Origin of the sequence: Chryseobacterium daeguense DSM 19388 (genome assembly GCF_000430825.1) — a bacterium.
Taxonomy (GTDB): Bacteria; Bacteroidota; Bacteroidia; order Flavobacteriales; family Weeksellaceae; genus Chryseobacterium; species Chryseobacterium daeguense.
In genome coordinates this window covers 32,033-48,301 of record NZ_AUMT01000005.1, presented here as the reverse complement: position 1 = coordinate 48,301, position 16,269 = coordinate 32,033, and the positions used below count along the sequence as shown (strand labels likewise).

Sequence of the window (16,269 nt, the reverse complement as noted above, 5' to 3'; positions counted from 1 at the left end):
AATTGAATAAATAACATTATTTTTTAATAAAAAGTTAAAAAAATTCATAATAGATTAAACGTTTAATTTATTTTTAAATTAAAATATTGAAAAAATCAGAATTATAATTATTCAATTGTTTGTTTTTCAGTTAATTAATAATTGATAATGTTAAAGTTAATTAACACATTTGTATTGTAAAAATACAAATATGAAGAACAATAATTTAAAATTATGTGTTATAACAACTGCTGTACTGTTTTTTACCGGGCAGGCGAATGCCCAGAAAAAAGGTAAGGATTCAATAAAGGAATCTACTATTGAAGAGGTTGTAATGGTAGGCTTTGGTCAGAAGAAAACTGTTAAGGAATTGACAGGAGCTATTGGAACCATGAAGAGTGATGCTATAAAAGATGTTCCTGTAGCTTCGGTAGATAAAATGCTTCAGGGCCGGATAGCAGGAATTCAGACGGGTAATGCTTCTGGGCAACCAGGAGGATTTGCTTCTGTTAGGGTAAGGGGCATAGCTTCTGTAAATGGTGGAGTTAATCCAATTTATGTAGTAGATGGTGTAAGAATCCAAAGTGGAGATTTAACGACCGGAGCAACTACCGGAAATATTTTGGCAAATCTTAATAGTGAAGATATTGAAAGCCTTACAGTATTGAAAGACGCTTCTTCTACGGCGGTTTATGGAGCTGATGCCGGAGCCGGGGTAATTGTTATTACTACTAAATCTGGAAAAAAAGGCAAACCAAAAATTTCCTTAAACTTTGAATCTGGAATGAATTCTAGAGCGATTCAGGGAATGAAGGGATTGAACACAGAACAGTATAGACATTTATTAAGTTATAGTATTGCTAACGCTTATGGTTTTGATCCGGCTATAGTATCTAATATGGCGAGTCAGGGATCTTGGCCAAGTGGCACATTTAATTCATCAACTGTTTCTACTCTTAAAAATATCTATACCACGAATAATGATACAAATTGGAGAGATGTAACAACACGAAGTGGTTATCAAAATACCATCAATGCCTCAATTAGTGGTGGAAATGATAAGATTACTTATTATAATTCAGCTAATTATTTTTTACAGGAAAGTGAACTGAAAGGTTCTGATTTCAAGCGTTTAGGCTTTACCTCAAAAGTTGACTATAATGCGACCGATAAATTAAAAATGGGAACTGATATTCAGCTTTCTTACAGCAAAATAAATACGTTGCCTAACGGGGGAGGCTTTGCCAATCCAATATTGTTTGAGCTTTTTGCAAGACCTACAGACCCGGGATATAATGCAGATGGAACTTATTATTTAGGAACGGGTGGAAGATTAAGTAATAATTTATTTAACTCAGGATATACTCAAGAAAATAATTATTTCAGAGCAAATACTGCCAGAATTTTTGGAAATATATATGGAGAATATCAAATTCTAAAAAATCTCACGTACAAAATGGTTTTTGGGGCCGAACTGAATAATATTGAAAATGATGTTTACTATAATCCAGTACATGGTGATGGATATCAGGTAAATGGTAGGAAAACAGAATCAACAGCAAGATATTTCAATTGGAATTTTCAAAATATAGTGAATTATAATTTTAAACTTGATGATAAAAACAGGTTTAACATTTCTGGTATTCAGGAAGCTTATCAAAGAAATTATAGATTTGTTGCAGGTCAAGGTGTGAACGTGGGTTCACCGAATCTGGAAACATTATCGAACTTTATAAAGCCAGTATACGCAAGGGGCGAAAAATCAAAAAGCTCCAGAAACGGATATGCTCTGATCTTCAATTATGACTATGATAAACTCATTTTATTAGATGCTTCTATAAGACGTGATGCGTTGTCAAATTTCACTCCTGGTCAAAAATGGGGAACTTTTTATTCCATTGGAGCAGGAGTAGATTTAGTAAGATTACAATTTGTAAAAGAATGGAAAGATGTTTCTCAATTCAAATTAAGAGCTTCTTATGGTAAAGTAGGGAATACCATTTCAAGTATTCCATATTCTTTATATGAATACACTTTAAACTATAACGATATGCCGGCTGCAAACATGAAATATGTCTACAATCCGAATTTAAAATGGGAAACAGTAAAACCTTTAAGTTTAGGTGTGGATATGGGCTTCTTTAAAAACAGATTGACCGTTACAGCCGAATATTACAATAAAAAGACCAATGATTTGGTATTCAGTGTGCCATTACAAATGTCTCAAGGCCTGCCAATTCCTACAGAAAGTGCGCTTACCTATCCGTTTATGGATGTGAATGTAGGATCTTTGGTTAATAAAGGTTTTGAATTTACCGTTAATTATAATGTAATTAATAAAGAAGATTTTAGCCTTAGTATTGGAGGAAACCTAAGTACGCTTAAAAATGAAATAACTTCATTATATGAAGGAAAAGATATTATTTTAGGATCAACAATATTAAGAGAAGGAGAAGGGGTAAATACATTTTATATGAGAAAATGGGCAGGTGTAGATCCTTCTAACGGAGACCCTTTATGGTATAAAAATGGAATTGATGGTGAAACAACAAATAAATATGCAGATGCTGGTCTTGCTGTTCAGGGTAGAGCTTATTCAAATTTATTTGGAGGTATTAATATTAATGCTTCTTATAAAAACTTTACATTGTCTGCATTGGGGACATTTGGATTTGGAGGTCAGGTACTTAATGACTGGGGTAGATATACAAATTCTGACGGTCAATTTACATATTCTTACCCTGGTTCAACGGATGCACTTGATTTCTGGACTCCGTCTAATCCCAATGCAACAAACCCAAGGCCTATTTATGGAAATGGAACCAATTCAAACAGAGAATCAACTCGTTTCTTAGCTAAAACAGATTATTTAAGATTAAGTAATGTAAGACTCGGTTATAGGTTTGATGCCAAAATGCTGAGAGGTACCGGCATGCAAAGCTTTGAAGTTTATGTACAAGGTAATAATATCTGGACTCATCGGTATGATAAAAACTTGAAATTTGATCCGGAAAATAATTTAAATACGACTAACAACCTTAATTTACCTGTTCAGAAAACATATTCATTAGGGTTTAATATACAATTTTAAAACACAAAAAATATGAAAACAAATATTTTAAAATACAGCCTTTTAGCTCTTTTATCAATTAATACATTTACTTCTTGTAGTAATGATTTTGTAGAAACAGAATTTTATCAGCAAGTTCAGCAGGGTCCTTTAAATACAATTGAAGAACTTGAAGCTTTTGTGAAGGGGCAATATACTGCTATGAGAGCAGCAACCTATTACGGATGCGACTTCCTAATGATTGGTGAAACAAGAAGTAATAATATGTATTCTGATTTTACAAATGGAGCTGGATATTATCAAAGTGTTGCCAGTTATTCTATGACAACCAATGATACGTACGCATCTAATCCATATATGCAAATGTATCAGGTTATAGCAAAGGCAAATATAGTTATAAATAATACTCCATCACAGCAATTAACATGGAAGTCCTCACAGGATCCCGTAGTTATACAAGCGAGATTTAATTATTTAAAAGGACAGTCTTATGCTGCAAGAGGCCTTGCTTTATTTGATTTATTAAGGCTGTTCGGACAAGAATATTCTGGGGGAACAACTGGTGTTGTTATTCCAACAGTTTACGATCCCACTGCATTACAAGCACGTTCCACAGTTGCAGAAACCCGAGCAAGAATTGAGGCTGATTTTGATCAGGCACTTGCTTTAATGGGAACTCCAACAGCAGCTGCAATTGCAAATAAAACTGAAATAAATTCGTATTCAGTTAAAGCATTAATGTCAAGATATTACTTATATAAAGGTGATTTTGCTAAAGTAAGATCTTTAGCTGCTGAAATAGTAACATCTAATAAGTATTCAGTAGTGCCAGCTGCTGATTATGCGGTTAGTTTTACTAAAGCAAATAGTAGTCCTAACTCAATTTTTGAACTATCTATAGGTTCTACTAATGATTTAGGAACAACATCCGTATCTTATAAATTAAATGTTGCTCCTAATGGTTATGGTAATATGAAAGTTTTACCTTCACTTAGATCAACATTTAATGCGAATGATGTAAGATTACAAGGTATTACTTCGGCTAATGTTCTTAACGGTAAATATGTAAATACTTTTGATAATATTCACATTGTGAGATATGAAGAAGTATTATTAAATGGCGCAGAAGCTGAGTTAAATGGAGGGTCACCAGCTATTGCTCTAGGATATTTTAATCAGATACAACAAAATCGCGGATTGTCAAACGCTGTTGCAGTTACATTAAATGATATCTATTCTGAAAGACAAAAAGAATTGGTAGGAGAGGGATTTGGATACTGGGATTTATTGAGAAGAGGACAATCAATTACTCAGAGAAATTCAAGTGGAGCAACCGTAGCTACAAGAAATATTGGTGATAATCTATTAGCCTTCCCAATACCAAGAAATGAATTAAATGTACCAGGGACAAAAGTGGTACCTAACCCAGGATACGGGAATTAAATAACAAAATTCTTAAAAATTATATCCTCGCTTATGCGGGGCTTTTTTTAGCTTAGAAAGCAATAATCAAATAAAATATTATTAATACAGTTCGTGTTAAAAAATCAAACCTTAACAAACCGGCTCACAAACATCGAAGCTACCAATTGCCCGACTGCATTTAAAACCGTAGCTAACGGATCAACCAAAGTACCGATAATCATCACCGCAGGAATTGCTTCCTGAGGGAGCTTGTAAACAGAAATCATCAGCATTTCACCGATATATCCGCCATTAGGAATTCCGCCGGCAACAATACTTACGAAAACGGTAATACCTAATGCTAAAAGTAAATTGGTAGGTTCAAAGAAATCTCTTCCGATAATTAAAAAAGCCACATAAATTTTTATAATCGAAGACATGGAAGATCCATTTTTATGCAAAGTAGTCCCAATCGGGATTACAATGTTGGCAATTTGTGCCGGGATTCCCATCTTGGATGCAGACAATAGACTGGCAGGCATTGTCGCGAAGCTGCTGCACGTACTTAAAGCTGTTAGGGTAGGAAAGATGGAATTTGACCAAAAACTTTTTACACCACTCTGTCCTTTTGCCATAAAGGCGTAAAGTGAAAAAAATACGATGAAATAAACAATTCCTGCAATATAATAAAGCCCTAAAGGTTTTGCATAAAATCCGAAAAGCTGAGGTCCTAAAGTTGCCACCTGGTAGGCAAAATAAGCGCCGAGCCCGATAGGAGCTATTTTCATGATGAGTAAAAGCAATTCTTTCATTACCTCATATCCCGAAGCAATAAATGCTCTGAAAGTCTGCCCTTTCTCACCAGCTTTTCTGGCGGAAAAACCGGTCATGAAAGCAAAAATTAAAAGAGCCAGCATATTTTGTCTCGAAAAAAGCTGGGTAAATTCTCCCACTGTAAAAAATCCTACAATTCTATTGCCCCAGCTATCATTATTCGCTGCCTCTTCCACAATTTCCGTGCTTCCTGACACTCCGGAAACCGGAAATATATATACCGCGCAGATCGTAAAGATGGCTGCCGTTAAAATAAAAAACAGAAAGGTTAAAGCCATCGTAAGCATGATCTTTCCAAATTTTGACTGCTGTTCCAGCGAAGCGATGGAATTGGAAACGGCAAAAAATACCAGGGGTACAACACTTACAAAAAGCAGATTCAGGAAGATGTCGCCTAAAGGTTTCAGATATTCAACAAACCCGGGGGCGGTTATCCCAATAACGCTTCCAACAGTGATTCCCAATAGTAGAAGTAAAATTCTCGAATAGTTTTTCAACACTTCTTTCATGCGGTGCTTTTTGATCAAAGATAGGTTTATTTTTAACATTGTGTTATATTAATTTTATTCATTAAATCCTTAAATTTGAGTAAATATCGTTTCTATGGCTTATATAGATTACTATAAAATTCTGGGCGTAGATAAAAACGCAACGCAGGAAGATATCAAAAAAGCATATCGGAAATTAGCAAGAAAGCTTCACCCTGATCTTAATCCGGATGATAAGGAAGCGGAAATGAAATTCAAAGAACTAAATGAAGCTAATGAAGTTCTCAGCAATCCGGAAAACCGCACCAAATATGATAAATACGGTGAACACTGGAAGCATGGAGAAGAATACGAAAAAGCAAGGCAACAACAAAGCCAATATCAAAATCAAGGCGAAGGTTTCGGAGGCGGATTTTCCGGTGCGGATTTTGGGGAAGGTGAAGATTTTTCTGATTTTTTCCAAAGTATGTTTGGTGGAGGAGGAGGCTTTGGAAGAAGCTCAAGAGGAAGTGCTTCCGGAAAGTTTAAAGGACAGGATATTCATGCTGAATTAAATTTAAGCTTAAAAGATGCAGCCACTACCCATCCGCAGACCTTTGAAATTAATGGTAAAAAAGTAAGAATCACCATTCCGGCGGGAGTTTATGATGGCCAGCAGATTAAACTGAAAGGTCATGGCAGCCCGGGTTTCAACGGCGGGCCGAACGGTGATCTTTACATCACGTTCAATATTGCAGCTGATCCTGATTTTGAAAGGATTGGGGATGATTTGAAAACGAAAGTTTCTATTGATCTGTATACAGCGGTTTTAGGCGGAGATGTGAAAGTCAATACTTTGGGTGGAAGTGTTAATCTGAAAGTGAAGCCGGAAACTCAGAACGGGATGACTGTGAGATTGAAAGGAAAAGGTTTTCCGGTATATAAAAAAGACGGACAATTTGGTGATCTTTTTGTGACATACGAAGTGAAATTACCGACAAATCTTACGGAAAAGCAGAAAGAACTTTTTGAACAACTTAAAAATTCCTAGGCCATGAGTGAAAGAATATCGCGAGAAGAGCTCGTAAAAATATACAATATTGAAATCACTTTTTTTGATGAGCTGGTGAATTCCGGTTTGCTGAATATCCAGACGGAAAATGAAATCCGGTATCTGATGTATGAGGATCTGCCGGCTTTTGAAAGGTTTACCAACTGGCATTATGATCTGGAAATCAATCTTCCCGGGCTGGAAGTTATCCACGAAATGCTTAAAAAAATGGAAGACTTAAAGCAAAAGAACCGTGAGCTGATGAGCAGGCTTTCGGCGATTAGTGATACGTTTGAAGATCATTAGTTTTGTTTAAGGTTAAGGTTAAGGTTAAGGTTTAAGGTTTTAAATTAAATTATGATTTAGATCGGGAATGAAAATCCTATCTTTACAGACTTGAAGAAAATTAATAATTATGAATGAAAAGGTTATTGTTTTAAAGCCTAAGAGACAGGATTTCGAGGAAATATATTTTAGCGGAAATCAGGGAAGCTTGTTTTTTTCATCTTCAACCCGGGGGAAAACAATTACCACTATTGTTGTGGGCCTAATTTTGCTGATTTTATTCTTTTTTAAAGATGATTTTACCAAAGAGAAATTCGGTATTTTATATTTCGTAAGTTTTCTGTTTTTGCTTTGCGCGGTTTTCCTTTCAGTGAGTATTAATAAGGTTTCCAGGTGGAAAAAGCAGGTAAACGGATATTTAATAAAACTTGAAAACTGCAAAATTTATGAAATTACACTTGATCAGAATTTTTTTACCGTAAATATTGATGGTGAAAAAGAAACCAGCGAATGGAAGGATTTTGAATATTTCGACAGTAATGGAGATTATATTGCCCTTGAAGGAAAGTACAGCTATATGTTTCCTAAAAAATCAATGAGCACTCAGGATTACAGCTTGTTAAAACAAACTTTAACTAAAAATATTAAAGAATAGCATAAAAAAACTCAGAGTATCTGCTCTGAGTTTTTATTTATATAAAATGCAATCGGCAAATCTGCCTTTTTGCAATTTAGCCTAGTCCAGCCAGCCCATTTCTTTCATCCACTCATCATTGTACACTTTTCCGACGTATCTTGAACCGTGGTCATGGAAAAGAACAACAATCACATCATCTTTCGTAAACTGATCCTTCATCTGAACCAATGAAGCAATCGCGCTTCCCGCGGAATATCCGCAGAAAATACCTTCTTCTTTTGCCAGCTTTCTTGCATAGATTGCCCCGTCCTTATCCGTCACTTTTTCGAAATGATCAATCACGGACATATCATAGTTTTCAGGAAGAATATCTTCTCCGATGCCTTCTGTAATATAGGTATAAGCATTTTCCAGGTGGATTTCTCCCGTTTCATGAATTTCTTTTAAGATAGAACCGTATGTATCAACGCCTATTACTTTAATATTCGGATTTTTTTCTTTGAAGAATTTTCCACAGCCCGTAATGGTACCTCCGGTTCCGGCTCCCACCACAAAATGAGTCAGCTGGCCTTCCGTCTGTTCCCAGATTTCCGGAGCTGTAGATTCATAATGAGCGGCACGGTTTGATAAATTATCGTATTGATTCACATACCATCCGTTTTCCGTTTCTTTAGCCAGCCTTTTTGAAACCGAATAATAAGAACGCGGATCAGTAGGCTTTACATCTGTAGGGCAAACAATTACTTCTGCTCCCACAGCACGAAGAATATCACATTTCTCTTTTGACTGTTTTGAGTTGGTTACGAAAATACATTTGTAACCTTTGATGATTGCTGCAAGAGCAAGTCCCATTCCCGTATTTCCTGAAGTTCCTTCAATAATGGTACCTCCGGGTTTTAATCTTCCATCTTTTTCAGCGTCTTCAATCATTTTCAGGGCCATTCTGTCTTTTACGGAATTCCCCGGATTGAAAGTTTCAACCTTTGCCAGAACCAACGCAGGAAAATCTTCACCTAAAACTTTATTAAGCTTTACTAAAGGTGTATTCCCGATGGTTTCAAGGATGTTTTTTGCGTATTTCATAAATGTTTTTTAAAGCACTGCAAAGATAAGGCTTTATATTTAGATTATTCATGCTTGAGATAAATGCTTGATAATTAAAGGAATTTTTAAATTTTTCTATAATTAAGACAGGCCGATTATTTTAATATTTTTTCTTGGGATTGATTATCAACTTTTTTACCTTTGGGCGACAGTGGAATGCATCGGAACATCAAGGTTTGTTGTGTCCGGATAAACATTTATTTTTTAAACACAGATTAAATGGAAAAAACAAGACAAATCTTTTTAGATCTCATCAGCAATTACAAAATTATTTTTGCTGTTTATTTTATAGTATCAATTGTAACGGCGGTAAGCAATTTTATCCGTGGCCCACAGTCTTATAATAATTATCTTCTTTTTAAGTATGTTTTTGTGCATACCAGAGAAGAAAAGAATATTTTTCTGCAATATCCTGAGCTGTTTTTTGACAGCAATCACTATGGTGTTTTATTTAGTGCACTAATCGCCCCATTTGCCATGATGCCGGATTGGCTGGGCATGGTACTCTGGAATATTGCAAATACAGCCGTTTTTCTTTACGGAATTTATAAAATTCCTTTTTCCGAGAAAAAGAAGGCTTTTTTTGGTCTCCTCTGCCTGCAGGAATTTATTACAGCGTCTTTGTACTATCAGTTTAATATTGCATTAACAGGGCTTTTGATGCTTTCTGCAATGTATATTTATGAAAAAAAAGAAGTAAAATCTGCTGCTACTATTTTAATAGGGACTTTTGTAAAAATCTATGGGATTGTAGGCCTTAGCCAGTTTTTCTTCATTAAAAATAAGTTTAAATTTATTATATCAGGATTCATTATTGGGATTTTATTTTTTGTGATTCCAATGGCGTATTCATCATCAGGGTATGTATTTCAGAGCTATTCAGACTGGATGAATTCCCTTATTGAGAAGAATGCCCACAACCAATCGGTAGGCATCATGCAGGATATCTCCCTCATGGGAGTTGTCAGAAGGATTACGGGAGATCTGTCAATTTCAAATCTGTCTTTCCTTGCTTTTGGAGTTCCAGTATTTGCATTGCCATATATCAGGATAAAACAGTATCAGCATCTGGCCTTTCAGTTGATGATTTTAGCTTCTACACTTTTATTTTTGGTGTTATTTAGTTCCGGCTCAGAGTCGCCTACTTATGTTATTGCAGTTGCCGGAGTGCTTATCTGGTTTTTTCTTCAGAAAGAAAAGACTCCTTTCATAACAGGACTGCTGGTTTTTGTCATTATTTTCACATGTTTTTCCACATCAGATCTCTTCCCGAAATTAATTAGGGAAAATTACATCAGAAAATATTCTTTAAAGGCAGTGCCCTGTATTGTTGTATGGCTTAGGGTGATTTATGAACTTTTAGTTAACGATTTTGAGAAAAAATATAGTTTAAATTAATTTTTTCCTGTCGGATCTTTTAAAAAATTAAATAAATCTGCTTTTACTTTATCCATCAGCTCATATCTTCTTTTATAATAGGCTCTTTTTTCAGATTTTATTTCTGAAATATCTCTTTTCTGCGTTTCTAGAGGAAGGGCGTACCAATTTTCTCCAATTTCTTTTCCACCAATCTCCTTCCAGAAATCATCGTATGAAAAATGGATGGAATGCAGCGACGGAATATGAACGAAATGTTTCTTTTTTTGGGCCTGATACCTACCGCCAATCGCGTGGATATGCTTTACTTCAAGGATTTTACAAAACTCCTGAAGAATCTCGATGAGAAAAGCTTTTGGACGGATCCCGCTCATCAGCTTTTGTGCTTCTTTGGTTACATATTGCCCATCCCTAACTGGGCGGCCTTGCAAGCATCCTATTTTGCAAATCCACCCTGAGGATTCATTAAATTCAAAAGAAAATGCCACAGAACTAATCACTCCGTGCAGGTGATCTATAAAAAGGGAAATTACCAGCTCGCCTTCCTTCCTGTACCGGTCGTCATAGCCTATGCTTACGTGACCCGGGAAATTGTTTTTCAAAGGCAGGTTACTAAAATTTTCACTTTCTTTATAGATTATTTTTTGAATATTATTTTGATAAATAAACCGATAGGTATCACAAATAATTTTTATTTTTTTTGTAATAGAGTAGTCGGTGGAAAGATAAGTTTTAAATGGTTTCAGATACAGCCTGGGTCTATGGTGGAGAATTTCCGTAAAATTATCGGTATCCAGGATTTTGAACCATCTTTTAGACGGAATGTGGTGTAGCGAAGCCAGTGCAAAGCTTTTGTACTGCTGTTTGCGCATATAATTCGGTTTTTCATCACTGAAAGCTACCCTGGCATAATTCCAAGCTTTAATGCTAACTCTTATCATTTGTATATTTTTTTGTGTTTAGCAACAAAATTACAAATAATTTTGATTTAACAAAATGTGAATTATTTTTTTATGATAATTTATGATTCTTAAATAATATAAATAACTATTTTATAATTAGTAACTTGATAAAAGTGTAATTTAATATCTAGTGTAATAACTCACAGTATATTTTTAGATATATTTTTTGAGTATAAGGGTATTTTTAGGAAAAAGAACTATAATTCTGGTAATATAAATTAAAGCTTAACGTTTTAACAATATTGTTTAATTATACTTAATCGCCTTCACCGGAGAAATTTTACTGATCAGATAACTCGGAATAATCAGCGCCAGGCCGGAAATAATCAGAATTCCCACAGAAATAGAAATAATAGCAATCGGGTTAAGGTCTACAGGAACTGTGCTTACGTAATAATTTTCAGGATTTAATTTAATAATTCCAAAAAACTTCTGAATCAAGATTAATCCAAGACCAATTGCATTTCCGTATAAAAGCCCCGGAATCATAATAATCAACGTATAATTAATGAAAGTAGCCCTGATCTGGGAATTGCTCGCTCCCAAAGTTTTAAGTAAACCGATGGAATTTGTTCTTTCAATTATTAAAATTAAAAGAACCATGATAATATTAATGACCACAACAATCAGCATGATGATAATGATCAATGCAATATTAGTGTCAAAAATGCTGATCCAGTCGGTTATCTGGGGATATTTTTCAGTCGCTTTTTCTGCATAGTTTTTATAGCCTATCAGTTTTTCAATTTCAGGGAAATCTTTGTCGATGTCGTTTACATTTTTCAGGAAAATATCAATTCCTCCTATTTCGTCAGGCTTCATATCCTGAATCTTTCTCACATGGTTGATATCACCGATCACGAACTGCTCATCAATCATCTTTATGTCAGTTCTGTAAATTCCCACCACTTCAAACTTCCTGTAGATAGGCTGTTGATCTGTTTTCGAGAAAACCGTAACAATGCTGTCTTTTACCTTTAAATGAAGGTCTTTTGCAATTTTCTGAGAAATAGTGACACCGTTGTTGTAGCCAGTTTCCGTAATCTTTGGAGTTGTTCCGGAAATCAGGAATTTTTTAAAGCGCAGGCTGTCAAAATCTTTCCCGACACCCTTGAATATAATCCCTGCAAAGTTGTGCTGATTCCGCATGATTCCTGTGATCATAGCATATTTCTGCACAGTATTCACATCCGCAATTTCTTTTATTTTCTGAATGTTGAGCCCCTGATTATCAAGAACCGAAGTGTTGTAAGAAGAATTTGACCTTGTGGATTTTACCGTAATATGGCCGCTGAAATCTCCCAGCCTTTCTTTAATAGCTTTTTTGGACCCGAATCCCGTGGAAACGGTAATTAAAGAAACAATAATTCCCAACGCCACGGAAAGCCGGCCGATGAAGATGATAACCCTCGAAAGGTTATTTTTGTTATCTTTGGAAAACGCTATTTTTCTAGAGAAATATAAAGGAAATTTCAAACCTATGAATTTAGATTTCAAAATTAAAAATTTAGTTCTTATTTGCCTAATTTTTTTGGGAGTATTCACCCAATATTATTCTCAGACTCAAGATAAACCCGATTTCAAAACCGGGGCAGATCAGCCTGAGCTGTATTTACCTTTATTAAAAGGAAAAACAATAGGTGTGGTAACGAATCAAACAGGTCTGATGAGCGACAAAACCCATGTTGTAGACTTTTTAGTAAAAAACGGTATTAAAATTAAATCCATTTTTGCGCCGGAGCATGGTTTCCGGGGAGATGCAGACGCCGGGGAAAAAGTGAAAAACGGGGTAGATGTGAAAACCGGAATCCCAATAGTTTCTCTTTATGGAAATAATAAAAAGCCAAAACCAGAACAATTAAAAGGAATTGATATTGTTCTTTTTGATATTCAGGATGTTGGAGTGAGGTTTTATACTTATATCTCCACTTTAGCGTATTTAATGGAAGCAGGAGCTGAAAATAATGTTGAAATAATGCTTCTGGACCGCCCGAATCCTCACGATGGATATACAGATGGCCCGGTTTTAAAGAAAAAATGGGCAAGCTTTGTAGGGATGCATGAAGTTCCGGTGGTTTACGGACTTACGATAGGTGAATACGGGAAAATGGTGAACGGAGAAAAGTGGCTGAAAAACGGGGTTCAGGCTAAATATACCATGATACCAATGAAAAATTATCATAAAAAAATGCGTTATACAATTTTGGATAAGCCTTCACCGAACCTACCCAACGATAAATCCATTAATTTATATCCAAGCTTATGTTTCTTTGAAGGAACGCAGGTTTCTGTAGGAAGGGGAACAGATCTGCCTTTCCAGATTTACGGCTCACCCTGGACGAAAAATCTTCCTTACCAGTTTACACCCAAGCCTAATTTTGGAGCAAAGGATCCTTTTTTAAACGGAAAATTATGTTATGGAGAAAATCTTTCCGGTTACTCAAAAGATTTAAGAGAATTAAATCTGGAGTGGGTTATTAAAGCATATAAAAATTATAAAAATCCACAGCTGGACTTTTTCTTAAAAAATCTATGGTTTGATACGCTCGCAGGAACTGATGAGCTGAGAAAGCAGATTATTGCGGGGAAATCAATCTCTGAAATAAAAGCTTCATGGAAGCCGGATTTAGAAAAATTTGAAAAGATCAGATCAAAATATATTATGTACGAAAACTGAAAATGTGAATGGTTAATAGTCAATTTGCTTACGCTTGTGAATTATTAATTGACTGGTGCAGCCAAACTGACTATTAACCATTGACCTTTCAGTCAAAATTCTGTGGGGGAGTTTTATCATTCTTTCCCTTATTCAAAATAAAAAGTCCGATTGATAAGCCGATAACTCCGGCACCGGCCGTCATTAAAGCTCTTTCCAGTTTATCGGCCTCATTGCTGCCAATGTAATTCATTAAAAACAAAATGACAAAGGTGACTGCCGAAATAATAAGATGATTCTTTCCGAATATTTTCATTAGTTTATTTTAATTTATAAGAAAGCATGATACCGCCTCTGTATGGAAGGATTTCACCACTTCTGTTAAAGCCTTTTGCGTCATCATATCTCCTTCCTGTACCTCTTTCATAGCCTTTATAAAAGTCCTGTGAAGTCCCTACTGTTGCGTAAATATCCATATTCCATCGATCCGACAATTGAAACTGATAACCGGCTGTAACTCCAAATATAATAGAGTATCCTTTTTGATATACATTAGGATAGTCAAAAGATTCTCCACGGTCATTGGTAAAAGTTCCGCCATTCCAGTAATTCCATTTTTGAAGCTTAAAAGCTGCTGCTGAAATATTCGCTCCTACATACCAATGCTTAAAAGCTTCATCAAAGTAGTACCTTCCTTCCAGAGAAACAGAATAGTACTGGAATTCGTGGCCGGCAAATGATTTCCACGGAGACACAAAAACGTCCCCCTGCAAAGTATATTTTTTGCTTAGCTGATGTTCTAGGCCCAGATTAACAATACCAATCGGAGCAAGCAGGGCATTTGCTTTTAAATAGACGCCGGTATCATTTTTTTGCTGTTCCTGAGCGTGTAAATTTCCCAGAAACAATAGGGTGATGAGGGTTGTAATACATTTAATTTTCAACATGTGCTTATTTTATTTGTTTCAATAATGCTTCAGCCAAACTAGCATCCTTTTGTGCCTGGGTTGCCATATTTCTGGACATTTCTGCATAAGTTTTTGCCATTTCTTTATTCCCTGTCAAGAAATAAAGTTTTGCCAGAATGTATGTGTTTTCTGATGTTTCGCCTCTCATGACAGATTTTTCTGCCCATTCTGCTGCTTTTTTCAGTGATGCCGGAGTTTTGATGTGTTCAGAAAATACCCATGCTGCTTTTAATAGTTCATTAGGCTCAAAAGCTTCTGAATTTTTATAGTAATCCAAGGCTGCTTTTTCATATTCCGGGAAGTTTGCATTTTGCTCGTAATAGCTTAATTTCGTCTGATTAAGCTTTACTACTGCAGCTTCCTTTCCAACAAGAGGTTCGGCGGTTTTCATAAAATAATCATCATTGATTTTTTTATTTTTTTGATCAATGGCCTGATTTACCACTTTTGCCAGTTTCAGCTGATTATCAAATTCTTTATAAGTTTCTTCCGGCAAAAATTTTACAATTTCTGCTTTTCTTTCTGCAAAAATTTTATAGTTTTTGTCTTCTGTGGATTTGATGAAATATAACAAAAGCCCTACATCATTTTTTGTGAATTCTTCCGTTTTCTTTTTATTTTCAAAATATCTTTCTGAAGCTTTTTTAGCAAATTCAAAATCTGAAGAAGAGTTCAGCTTCATGATATTAATTAAAAATTCCGGATCTTTTTCACCTTTTGCAAATCGGTCTTTTAATGAGCCCTTTTTATTGTTGGGAGAATTGATATCCTGAGCCATAGTAAGGAACATACTTTCTTCCATATATCCGAAATTCTGGGAGACCAGCTCACCGTCGCCATTTAAAAATAGGTAAGTAGGATAGGAACGAACTCCATATTTTGCCGCAATTTCCCTTCCTTCACCTTTTTCCATATCGAATCTTCCGTTCACAAAATTGGTGTTGTAATAATCTCCAACGGATTTTTTTGTGAAAATATTTTTTTCCATCATTTTGCACGGACCACACCATGAAGTGTATGCATCAATAAAAACAATTTTGTTTTCCTTTTTAGCTTTTGCAATAAGATCTTTGAACGGCAGTTCCTGAAACTGAATTGCCTCCTGAGCGAATGTAATAATGGTAGAAAATAAAAATAATCCTGAGATAAGCTTCTTCATTTTTAAAATAAAATTAAAAAAACGAAGATACTTATTTTCAGTGTAAATGGGCGGTGGTTGCTGTTAGATTAACTTTGATTTAACAATATCCGCTGGGCTAAAACAAAAAACCATCTCAAAAGAGATGGTTTAAGTGGTTTCTCCAGGAATCGAACCAGGGACACATGGATTTTCAATCCATTGCTCTACCAACTGAGCTAAGAAACCATTGGTGTACTTCGTTTTGAAGTGGTGCAAAACTAATATTTATTATTAACTTCTGCAAGATTATTTTAAAACAATTTTGAAAAGAAAACCACCTTTTTACAGGTGGTTT

The 16,269-nt window shown here is 35.3% G+C and carries 14 protein-coding genes and 1 tRNA gene; 7 read left to right on the top strand and 8 right to left on the bottom strand.

Annotated features, from left to right (window positions below):
• Positions 1-190: 190 nt before the first annotated feature.
• Both H560_RS0108765 and H560_RS0108760 read left to right on the top strand, forming a co-directional pair.
• Positions 191-3,070, top strand: a complete 2,880-nt coding sequence (locus H560_RS0108765; protein WP_027379697.1) for a SusC/RagA family TonB-linked outer membrane protein — start codon at positions 191-193, stop codon at positions 3,068-3,070.
• A 12-nt stretch (positions 3,071-3,082) separates the two neighbouring features.
• Entirely contained in the window at positions 3,083-4,492 is a 1,410-nt protein-coding gene (locus H560_RS0108760; protein WP_027379696.1) for a RagB/SusD family nutrient uptake outer membrane protein, read from the top strand.
• A 104-nt stretch (positions 4,493-4,596) separates the two neighbouring features.
• Here H560_RS0108760 and H560_RS0108755 read toward each other — a convergent pair whose 3' ends face one another.
• Positions 4,597-5,796: a dicarboxylate/amino acid:cation symporter gene (locus tag H560_RS0108755; protein ID WP_027379695.1), complete on the bottom strand. Its 1,200-nt coding sequence runs from the start codon at positions 5,794-5,796 to the stop codon at positions 4,597-4,599.
• Positions 5,797-5,890: 94 nt separating this feature from the next.
• Here H560_RS0108755 and H560_RS0108750 point away from each other — a divergent pair, with 94 nt between their 5' ends.
• The 3 genes from H560_RS0108750 to H560_RS0108740 all read left to right on the top strand — a co-directional run bounded on the left by H560_RS0108750 (position 5,891) and on the right by H560_RS0108740 (position 7,745).
• Complete coding sequence (locus H560_RS0108750) at positions 5,891-6,805, top strand: DnaJ C-terminal domain-containing protein (RefSeq protein WP_027379694.1); 915 nt, start codon at positions 5,891-5,893, stop codon at positions 6,803-6,805.
• Between the two features lie 3 nt (positions 6,806-6,808).
• The gene (locus H560_RS0108745) at positions 6,809-7,111 is read left to right on the top strand and encodes a chaperone modulator CbpM (RefSeq protein WP_027379693.1); all 303 of its coding nucleotides are present in this window, start codon (positions 6,809-6,811) and stop codon (positions 7,109-7,111) included.
• A 109-nt stretch (positions 7,112-7,220) separates the two neighbouring features.
• Positions 7,221-7,745 carry a YcxB family protein gene (locus H560_RS0108740; protein ID WP_027379692.1) on the top strand — a complete coding sequence of 175 codons (525 nt, stop codon included), beginning with the start codon at positions 7,221-7,223 and terminating at the stop codon, positions 7,743-7,745.
• 81 nt (positions 7,746-7,826) lie between these two features.
• Here the strand turns inward: H560_RS0108740 and H560_RS0108735 are convergent, their stop codons facing one another.
• On the bottom strand, positions 7,827-8,810 hold the full coding sequence (locus tag H560_RS0108735; RefSeq protein ID WP_027379691.1) for a PLP-dependent cysteine synthase family protein: 984 nt from the start codon (positions 8,808-8,810) through the stop codon (positions 7,827-7,829).
• A gap of 240 nt (positions 8,811-9,050) precedes the next feature.
• Here H560_RS0108735 and H560_RS0108730 point away from each other — a divergent pair, with 240 nt between their 5' ends.
• A complete protein-coding gene (locus H560_RS0108730; RefSeq protein ID WP_034752480.1) occupies positions 9,051-10,229 on the top strand; it encodes a glycosyltransferase family 87 protein in 1,179 nt (392 codons plus the stop codon).
• Here H560_RS0108730 and H560_RS0108725 read toward each other — a convergent pair.
• Complete coding sequence (locus H560_RS0108725) at positions 10,226-11,149, bottom strand: DUF535 family protein (protein WP_027379689.1); 924 nt, start codon at positions 11,147-11,149, stop codon at positions 10,226-10,228. The two genes, H560_RS0108730 and H560_RS0108725, sit on opposite strands and share 4 nt — an antisense overlap.
• Before the next feature lie 267 nt (positions 11,150-11,416).
• Entirely contained in the window at positions 11,417-12,646 is a 1,230-nt protein-coding gene (locus H560_RS0108720) for an ABC transporter permease (protein WP_027379688.1), read from the bottom strand.
• Between the two features lie 4 nt (positions 12,647-12,650).
• On the opposite strand from H560_RS0108720, the gene H560_RS0108715 reads away from it, so the two are divergent.
• Complete coding sequence (locus H560_RS0108715) at positions 12,651-13,847, top strand: exo-beta-N-acetylmuramidase NamZ family protein (protein ID WP_027379687.1); 1,197 nt, start codon at positions 12,651-12,653, stop codon at positions 13,845-13,847.
• 88 nt (positions 13,848-13,935) lie between these two features.
• Here H560_RS0108715 and H560_RS0108710 read toward each other — a convergent pair whose 3' ends face one another.
• From H560_RS0108710 to H560_RS0108695, 4 genes are all read right to left on the bottom strand, one after another.
• Positions 13,936-14,142 (bottom strand): hypothetical protein, encoded by a 207-nt coding sequence (locus tag H560_RS0108710; protein WP_027379686.1) that lies wholly within the window; start codon positions 14,140-14,142, stop codon positions 13,936-13,938.
• A gap of 4 nt (positions 14,143-14,146) precedes the next feature.
• Complete coding sequence (locus tag H560_RS0108705; protein WP_081413949.1) at positions 14,147-14,773, bottom strand: DUF3575 domain-containing protein; 627 nt, start codon at positions 14,771-14,773, stop codon at positions 14,147-14,149.
• 4 nt (positions 14,774-14,777) lie between these two features.
• Positions 14,778-15,953 carry a thioredoxin family protein gene (locus tag H560_RS0108700; protein WP_027379684.1) on the bottom strand — a complete coding sequence of 392 codons (1,176 nt, stop codon included), beginning with the start codon at positions 15,951-15,953 and terminating at the stop codon, positions 14,778-14,780.
• A 134-nt stretch (positions 15,954-16,087) separates the two neighbouring features.
• Positions 16,088-16,160 (bottom strand) — tRNA-Phe (locus H560_RS0108695).
• Between the last annotated feature and the right edge of the window lie 109 nt (positions 16,161-16,269).